Origin of the sequence: Aeromonas sp. s4 (assembly GCF_040907855.1) — a bacterium.
Classification (GTDB): Bacteria; Pseudomonadota; Gammaproteobacteria; order Enterobacterales; family Aeromonadaceae; genus Aeromonas; species Aeromonas caviae.
In genome coordinates, this window is the sequence record NZ_JBFOCP010000003.1 from 77,588 (window position 1) to 85,586 (window position 7,999).

At 64.4% G+C, this 7,999-nt stretch carries 8 protein-coding genes; 7 read left to right on the top strand and 1 reads right to left on the bottom strand.

The annotated features are described in order from the left end of the window. Window positions 1-69: 69 nt before the first annotated feature. Window positions 70-1,446 carry a C4-dicarboxylate transporter DcuC gene (dcuC, locus tag AB5Y89_RS01225; RefSeq protein ID WP_368222700.1) on the bottom strand — a complete coding sequence of 459 codons (1,377 nt, stop codon included), beginning with the start codon at window positions 1,444-1,446 and terminating at the stop codon, window positions 70-72. 285 nt (window positions 1,447-1,731) lie between these two features. Here dcuC and AB5Y89_RS01230 point away from each other — a divergent pair, with 285 nt between their 5' ends. The 7 genes from AB5Y89_RS01230 to AB5Y89_RS01260 all read left to right on the top strand — a co-directional run bounded on the left by AB5Y89_RS01230 (window position 1,732) and on the right by AB5Y89_RS01260 (window position 7,928). Continuing rightward, window positions 1,732-2,046 carry a hypothetical protein gene (locus tag AB5Y89_RS01230; RefSeq protein ID WP_010674057.1) on the top strand — a complete coding sequence of 105 codons (315 nt, stop codon included), beginning with the start codon at window positions 1,732-1,734 and terminating at the stop codon, window positions 2,044-2,046. 374 nt (window positions 2,047-2,420) lie between these two features. Then, a complete protein-coding gene (locus AB5Y89_RS01235) occupies window positions 2,421-2,771 on the top strand; it encodes an ArsC family reductase (protein WP_039039874.1) in 351 nt (116 codons plus the stop codon). 22 nt (window positions 2,772-2,793) lie between these two features. Beyond that, window positions 2,794-3,921: a succinyl-diaminopimelate desuccinylase gene (gene dapE / locus AB5Y89_RS01240; protein ID WP_010674050.1), complete on the top strand. Its 1,128-nt coding sequence runs from the start codon at window positions 2,794-2,796 to the stop codon at window positions 3,919-3,921. 29 nt (window positions 3,922-3,950) lie between these two features. Continuing rightward, window positions 3,951-4,637 carry a M15 family metallopeptidase gene (locus AB5Y89_RS01245; protein WP_029314223.1) on the top strand — a complete coding sequence of 229 codons (687 nt, stop codon included), beginning with the start codon at window positions 3,951-3,953 and terminating at the stop codon, window positions 4,635-4,637. After that, window positions 4,637-4,783 (top strand): hypothetical protein, encoded by a 147-nt coding sequence (locus AB5Y89_RS01250; RefSeq protein ID WP_010674048.1) that lies wholly within the window; start codon window positions 4,637-4,639, stop codon window positions 4,781-4,783. Before AB5Y89_RS01245 ends, AB5Y89_RS01250 begins: the two co-directional genes overlap by 1 nt. 268 nt (window positions 4,784-5,051) lie before the next feature. Further along, window positions 5,052-6,779, top strand: a complete 1,728-nt coding sequence (locus tag AB5Y89_RS01255; protein ID WP_010674047.1) for a potassium/proton antiporter — start codon at window positions 5,052-5,054, stop codon at window positions 6,777-6,779. A 45-nt stretch (window positions 6,780-6,824) separates the two neighbouring features. Then, window positions 6,825-7,928, top strand: a complete 1,104-nt coding sequence (locus AB5Y89_RS01260) for a beta-N-acetylglucosaminidase domain-containing protein (RefSeq protein WP_103259789.1) — start codon at window positions 6,825-6,827, stop codon at window positions 7,926-7,928. Window positions 7,929-7,999 lie beyond the last annotated feature (71 nt).

Consider the following 7,999-nt stretch of genomic DNA (forward strand, 5'->3'; position numbering starts at 1 on the left):
TCGGCGCCGCCTCGTCAACGGCGGTCGGCCAGCGTGGATCAACTGGCCGCCGCCTCTACACCAGAGCCTTTACATGAACAGCAGATAGTTGAGGAGCAGCGCCGTCACCAGGGCCCCCGCCATGGGCACGCTGGTGCGCTTGACCACCACGAAGGGAGAGACCTTGGCGATGCCCGCACAGGCGATGAGCACCGCCGCGATGGGGGAGACGGTGCGGCCAATGCTGGAGGCAAGCTGCATCGGCAGCAGCATGGTCACCGCCGGCACGCCAAACTTGGCCGCCACCGCGGGGGCCAGGGAGGAGAAACTGAGGAAGGCCGCGTTGCCCGAGCCCATGATGACCGCCGCCACCATGATGATCCCCACCATCACCAGGGTCATCAGGCCGCTGCCGATGCCGGCATTGCTGGCCGAATGGAGCAGGGTGTCGATGGCGCCGATGGCCTTGAGGGATTCGGCGAAGAGCTCGGCACAGACGATGAGCGCCACCACGGGGCCGAACACCTTGCCCATGCCGTCGAGGAAGCTCGACAGCCCCGCGAAGGCGGTGCGCACCGAGCGGGTGCGCTGCAGCTCGCACAGCATGCCGATAAAGACCGACAGCAGCATGGCCACCTCCACGCTGACGCTGATGCTGGTCACCAGCAGCTTGGAGAAGGTCATCATCAGCACGAAGGGGATGATGGGCAGCAGGCCGTACCAGGTCGGCGCCGCCACCTCGTCCGCCCCTTTTTCGTCAAGCTCCGCGTGCTCGCCGCGATGCAGGGCCGGATCCCAGCCCTCCTGACGGTCACAGTGCCGCTGCCAGAAGAAGTGCAGCACCATGGTCACCAGCAGCATGGGGACCACCAGCCAGATCTGGTAGTCGACGAAGTAGCTGGTGGGATCCATGCCGGATTGACCGGCGGAGAAGATGGCGTTGGTCTGGGTCGGGCCGATTTCGAACGCCTGGGAGGTGGCGATGACGCCGCAGGCGGAAGCCGGGCTGATGCCGAGGTTGCGCATCACAGGGTACATGGTGACCATCAACAGCAGGCCAAGGCCGGTGGCGGAGGTGACGAACAGGGAGACGAAGACCGCCACCAGGTAGCAGATGGCCAGCATCAGGTAGCTGGACTGGATGCCCGCCACCGGTTTGACCGCCACCCGCACCAGGGCCTGGGAGGCGCCGATATGGGACATGTAGGTGGCAAAGCCCGCCACCGCCATGATGGTGAGGCCAAGGCCCGCCGCCCGGTAGGAGAAGATCCCCTTGAACACCTCGAACAGGTCGAACAGGGCGAAGCCGGTGCTCTTGTCAGCGGGCAGAATGGGGTGCAATCCCAGCCAGTAGGCCACCGCAAAGAGGGCCATGCCCGCCAGCGCCAACACCGCCTGCGGGTTGTAATCCTTGATGATGCCGTAGACCACGGCGATCAGCACGAGCAAGACGAAGACGAGTTCCAAGGTGCACTCCTGACAAGATTATCGAGAAGCGCAATCTAGTGGGGGATCTCCCCTTTCCTCTTGATCACCATCAATAAAGATGGGAAAAGCAAACGGTTGTAGATTTTTATTCCAAAAATAAAACTAAAAACAACATTTAACATCACGAAACTGGATCTAGAATGCTCTCCAGGGTATCCCTGACCGACAACCGCCACTTTGTTTGCGTTGGATCAACATCCCGCCGGGGTGAACTGGCCAAGATGCCCGTCGACACAGAGCGACCATTTCGCACCGGAGAGAGTTATGACAAACCAAGCCACCGCAGGCACCCCGACCTGCGACTGCAAGCTGTGGGACATCCTCGTCGAGTCTGCAAAGGAACGCACCACCATTCGTTACTCCAAACTGGCCAGGCAGGCCGGACTGGAGCAGTGCCAGGATGAACTGCGCACCCTGCTGCAACGCATCCGCATGTATTGCACCGAAAATCACCTGCCCATTCTCTCCGCCATCGTGATGGATGACGTGGGCAAATACGCCGGCCTCTCCTCCAGCCTGCCGGATGCCCCCTGGGAGCGGGCACGGGTCTTCGATCACGAGTGGACCACCCTGCACTGAGTGCCGCCCCCTGAATCCGGAACGCGCCCAGACCAGCAGGCGCGTTCTGGTTTTTGGCCCCCGCCGTTTCTTCCCCGGCCCCAGCGGCCCCATCCGGCCAGGTGTGCTTCCCTGTGAGGCTCCCTGCCCCCTGTCGTCCTATCCGGCCAGGTGTGCAGCATAAGGGCCTCCTCCCTCGGTCTCCCCCTTTGATGCCGCAGCGCATCCCGTCCCAGACCAGCGTGTGCTGGCGCGCGGCCCCCTCCCTTCTCCACTCGGCCTGACTGGTAAAACCAGCCCATCCGGCCATGAGCGTTGCCATGGGGGGGCCACAATGCCAGAATCGGGCCCTTGCACGATTTCAGGGCCGCCGGCCCGCAGACAAAGGATCCCCCATGGCCACCACCCTCTATGGCATCAAGAACTGCGACACCATCAAGAAGGCCCGCAAGTGGCTGGAGGAGGCGGGTATCGATTACCGCTTTCATGATCACCGCGCCGACGGTCTGAGCCCGGAACAGCTCGATCTCTGGCTCGCCAAGCTGGGCTGGGAAGCCCTGCTCAACACCCGTGGCACCACCTTCCGCGCCCTGCCGGAAGCAGAAAAACAGGGGCTCGACACCGCCAAGGCCCGTGACCTGCTGCTGGCCCACCCGGCCATGATCAAGCGCCCGCTGCTGGACCAGGACGGTACCCTGACCCTGGGCTTCAAGGCAGACCTCTATCAATCCCTCTTCTCCCGTTAACTTTTTCTGTTAAGGAACACCGATGTCGGACGTCATCACACTGGCCAAGGATCTGATCAGCCGCCCCTCCGTGACCCCCCTGGATGAAGGGTGCCAGACCCTGATGGCGGAGCGCCTCGCGCGCCTGGGGTTCGTCATCGAACCCATGGTCTTTGAGGACACCACCAACCTCTGGGCACGCCGTGGCAGCGAGGGTCCCCTCTTCTGCTTCGCCGGCCACACCGACGTGGTACCCGCCGGCCCCCTGGAGAAGTGGGACACCCCGCCATTCGAGCCGACCATCAAGGACGGCATGCTCCATGGCCGGGGCGCCGCCGACATGAAGGGGTCCCTGGCCGCCATGGTGGTGGCGACCGAGCGCTTTGTGGCCGAGCACCCGGACCACAAGGGCTCCATCGCGTTTCTCATCACCTCGGATGAAGAGGGGCCCTTCATCAACGGCACGGTACGCGTCATCGACACCCTGGAGGCACGCAACGAGAAGATCCGCTGGTGCATCGTCGGCGAACCCTCCTCCACCGCCCAGGTCGGGGACGTGGTGAAGAACGGCCGTCGCGGCTCCATCACCGGCGATCTGCTGGTGCGCGGGGTGCAGGGCCACGTCGCCTACCCCCATCTGGCGGACAACCCTATCCACAAGGCGGCACCGGCGCTGGCGGAGCTCGCCGCCATCGAGTGGGACAAGGGCAACGCCTACTTCCCCCCCACCAGCTTCCAGATCGCCAACATCCAGGGCGGCACCGGCGCCTCCAACGTCATTCCGGGGGAGTTGCAGGTCCAGTTCAACTTCCGCTTCAGCACCGAGCTCACCGATGCGGCTATCCGCGAGCGGGTCGAGGCGCTGCTGACCCGTCACGGCCTGGACTTCGAGCTGAAGTGGACCCTCTCCGGCCAGCCCTTCCTGACGGACACCGGCGCCCTGCTGGACGCCACTGTCGCCGCCGTGGCGGCAGTGAACGGCCAGCAGCCGGCCCTGCTCACCACGGGGGGCACGTCCGATGGGCGCTTCATCGCTCCCACCGGGGCGGAAGTCATCGAGCTCGGCCCGGTCAACGCCACCATCCACAAGGTGAACGAGTGCGTGAAGGCGGACGATCTGGATCTGCTGGCGGACATGTACCAAGGGGTGCTGGCACGACTGCTGGCATGAGCGGTGCTCCGGACAAGAGAGACCAGACCATGAATCAGGATCAACTGCTTGGGCTGGATGAGAGCCACCTCATCCTGGTGGGGCGCGGCCCCCATCGTCTGACCGCCGCCACCGCGGCGGCCTTCAACGACATGCAGGTGGCTGCCGCCCATGCCGGTTTCAACCTGCAGGCGGCCTCCAGCTGGCGCGGCTTCGAGCGCCAGCTCGCCATCTGGAACGGCAAATGGCGCGGGGAGCGCCCTCTGCTGGATGCGCACAACCAGCCCCTCGATGCCCTGCAACTGGGCGAGACCGAGCGACTGCACGCCATCCTGCACTGGAGCGCCCTGCCCGGCACCAGCCGCCATCACTGGGGCACGGATCTCGACATCTACGATCCGGACTGCCTGCCCGCCGGCACCCGGCTCGCGCTGGAACCCTGGGAGTACGAGGCGGGCGGCTGGTTTGCCGATTTGCGCGAATGGCTGGACGATCACATGAACGACTTCGGCTTCTTCCTGCCCTATGCAAAAGGGGAGCAACCGGATCAGGGGGTGGCCTACGAGCCCTGGCACCTGAGCTTCGCGCCCGAATCCGACGGGCTGGCCCTAGATCCGGCGGCGCTGGCGCTTTGTCTGGAACGAGCGGATATTGAAGGCAAGGAGTGCATCCTGGCTCATCTCGACGAGATCCTGGCCCGCTATGTCACCCCGGCACACCACGAAAGGAGATTCTGATGAGCTTGTGGTTATGGATAGGCTTGCCGCTGCTGTTTCTGCTCGGCCTGTTTCTCAACGCCATCAAGGACATGAAGCAGCTCGAGAAACAGCTGCCCAAGTACAAGGACAAGATCCGGGAGGTCAAGGACGACGAGGACGACTGACCCCCTCGCAGGAGCCCGTCGGCGCTCCTGCCCCCTTCCCGTCCACGGCATTTTTTCGCCCTCTGCCGCCCCCCTCTGCCTGCACTGAAAGCCCCATCCATTGCCCCCTTTCCCTTCGCTTTCCCGCGCGGGCACTCCGCCCTCGCCCTGCTTGAAAACTGCGCAACAAACGTAAAAAACTGCAAAACAATGCACAATTAAGCCACACAAAGGGGGTCAATCTGCATATAATGTGCCTGTTTTGCAGCCCGCCATAAGGAGTTCGCCATTGGATGCCACCACCGTCAACAGTTTCTTCTTCATCGGTGCCCTGTTGGTGGGTGCCAGTGTCCTGTTGAGCGCACTCTCCTCCAGAGTCGGCATCCCCATCCTGGTCATCTTCCTCGCCGTCGGCATGCTGGCGGGTGAGGATGGTCCCGGCGGCATCCACTTCGCCGACTACTCGGTCGCCTACCTGGTGGGCAACCTGGCACTGGCCATCATTCTGCTGGACGGCGGCATGCGCACCCGGGTCTCCTCCTTTCGGGTCGCGCTCTGGCCCGCGCTCTCGCTGGCCACGGTCGGGGTGGCCATCACCACCGGCCTCACGGGCCTCGCCGCCGCCTGGCTGTTCGACCTCAACCTGATGCAGGGGATGCTCATCGGTGCCATCGTCGGCTCCACCGATGCGGCGGCGGTCTTCTCCCTGCTCGGCGGGCGCAGCCTCAACGAGCGGGTCAGCGCCACCCTGGAGATAGAATCGGGCAGCAACGATCCCATGGCGGTCTTTCTCACCGTCACCCTGATCGAGGTGCTGGCCACCGCCCAGCAGGGGCTGGATGCCGGCTTCCTGCTGCTGCAACTCGTCAAGCAGTTTGGTCTGGGCGCTGGCATCGGCCTTGCGGGGGGCTGGCTGCTGTGGAAGCTCATCAACAGTGCCAAGCTCGCCCCCGGTCTCTATCCCCTGCTCACGGTGAGCGGCGGCCTGCTCATCTTCGCCCTCACCACGGCGGTGGGGGGCAGCGGCATCCTCGCCATCTACCTCACCGGCCTGCTGCTCGGCAACCTCTCCCTGCGCAGCCGCAGCACCACCCTCTCCGTGCTGGACGGCCTGACCTGGCTCAGCCAGATCGGCATGTTCCTGGTGCTGGGGCTGCTCGCCTCTCCCCACAAGCTGCTGCCCATCGCCCTGCCGGCACTGGCCCTGGCCATGTGGATGATCCTGTTTGCCCGTCCGGTGTCGGTCTGGATTGGACTGCTGCCGTTCAAGAACTTCGCGCCGCGCGAGCGCTGGTTCATCTCCTGGGTGGGGCTGCGCGGCGCCGTGCCCATCATCCTGGCGGTCTTCCCCATGATGGCGGGGCTGCCCAATGCCCAGCTCTACTTCAATGTCGCCTTCTTCGTGGTGCTGGTCTCGCTCATCCTGCAGGGCAGCTCGCTGCCGCTGGCATCAAAGCTGGCGCGAGTGGAGGTGCCCGCACCGCCCTCTCCCATTAACCGCTCTGGGCTGGAAATCGATCTCGACAGCCAGTGGGAGACCTTCGTCTATCGCCTGAGCGCCGAGAAGTGGTGCATCGGCTCCCCCTTGCGGGAGCTGCGCATGCCTCAGGGCACCCGCATCTGCGCCCTGTTCCGCGGCCAGGAGCTGCTCCACCCCTCGGGCAGTACCTGCCTGCAATCCGATGACATCCTCTGCGTCATCGGCCACGAGCACGACCTGCCCGCCCTCGGTCAGCTCTTCAGCCAGGCGCCGGAGCAGGATCTGGGCCCGCGCTTCTTCGGTGACTTCCTGCTGGAGGCCAACGCCAGGCTGGTGGATCTCGCCCCGCTCTACGGGCTGGATGTGAGCGAGGTGGCGGATCAGAGCCTCGGCGATTTTATTGCCCATCAGTTGGGCGATAATCTGGTGGTCGGTGACCATGTCGCCTGGCAGGGACTGCTCTGGACGGTGGCGGAAATGGAAGAGGGTGAACCCCGCAAGATAGGGGTACGCTTCCTGGAAGAAGACCCCGTCTAGGCGCCGGCCATCGTAGCCCGCATTTGTGTGAGAAGGGAGTGAACCATGCCTTATCAAACCCTGTTGTCCGGTCTGTATCCTCCCTCGCCCAAGCTGGGCCTCATCGAGGGTTTCTTTGGCAAGGGCTGGAGCTGGGAAGCCCGTGCCCGCTACGCCCAGTGGCTGCCCCGCCACGGCTATGGCTTCTACCTCTACGCCCCCAAGGAAGACGGCTACCTGCGCAAGCACTGGGCCACCCCCTGGCCCGCCGACCAGCTTGAAGCCCTGTGCCAGCTCGCCCGCCAGTGCCGGGAGAACGGTCTGGCCTTCGGGGTGGGCCTGAGCCCCATGGGAGCCCATCACGACTATGCCCGCCAGCGACCCGCCCTGCTGGAGAAGGTGAGGCTCATCGAGGAGGCGCTCAAGCCCGATATCCTGGCGATCCTGTTTGACGACATGAAGGGGGACACCCCGGATCTCGCCCACTGGCAGCTCACCATCGCCCACGACATCGCGGCCCACACCGGCGCAGGCCGCCTGCTGTTCTGCCCCAGCTACTACAGCACGGATCCGGTGCTGGAGAAGGTGTTCGGTGCCATGCCCCCCCACTATCTGCAGGATCTGGGTCAGGGGCTCGACAAGCGCATCGATGTCTTCTGGACCGGCCCCAAAGTCTGCTCCACCGAGTATCCGGCTGCCCACCTCAAACAGGCCGCCGACTGGCTCCATCGCAAGCCCTTCCTGTGGGACAACTATCCGGTCAATGACGGCAGCAAGGCGAGCAGCTTCCTGCACCTGCGCGCCTTCGAAAACCGTCCGGCAGAGCTGGCGGATCTCGTGAGCGGCCATGCGGTCAATCCCATGAAGCAGGCGGCCCTCTCGGCCCTGCCGCTCGCCACCCTGCCCATGAGCTACAAGCTCGGCAAGCAGTACGATCCTGACAAGGCGCTGCACGCCTCCCTCAACGCCACCTGCGGGCCGCAGATCTCCGCCATGATCCAGGCCGACCTGCCGCTCTTCCAGGACATCGGTCTGGCCCAGCTCACCCCCGAGCAGGTCATCCATCTCAAGAGCCGCTACCTGCCGTTCCAGGATCAGGCCTGCGTGAACGAGATCCTGCGCTGGCTGGCCGGGGAATACGTGTTCGATCCGGACTGCCTGACCGACTGACCTCATGAGTCCATGAAAAGTGGGTTCATGAAAAAATGGGCCCATGTAAAAGGCCACCTCCCGGGCAGGGA

Bases quoted from the DNA above. Each gene is read 5' to 3' on its own strand.
- AB5Y89_RS01230 (WP_010674057.1), top strand. From the start codon at position 1,732: ATGACAAACCAAGCCACCGCAGGCACCCCGACCTGCGACTGCAAGCTG.
- AB5Y89_RS01235 (WP_039039874.1), top strand. From the start codon at position 2,421: ATGGCCACCACCCTCTATGGCATCAAGAACTGCGACACCATCAAGAAG.
- dapE (WP_010674050.1), top strand. From the start codon at position 2,794: ATGTCGGACGTCATCACACTGGCCAAGGATCTGATCAGCCGCCCCTCC.
- AB5Y89_RS01245 (WP_029314223.1), top strand. From the start codon at position 3,951: ATGAATCAGGATCAACTGCTTGGGCTGGATGAGAGCCACCTCATCCTG.
- AB5Y89_RS01250 (WP_010674048.1), top strand. From the start codon at position 4,637: ATGAGCTTGTGGTTATGGATAGGCTTGCCGCTGCTGTTTCTGCTCGGC.
- AB5Y89_RS01260 (WP_103259789.1), top strand. From the start codon at position 6,825: ATGCCTTATCAAACCCTGTTGTCCGGTCTGTATCCTCCCTCGCCCAAG.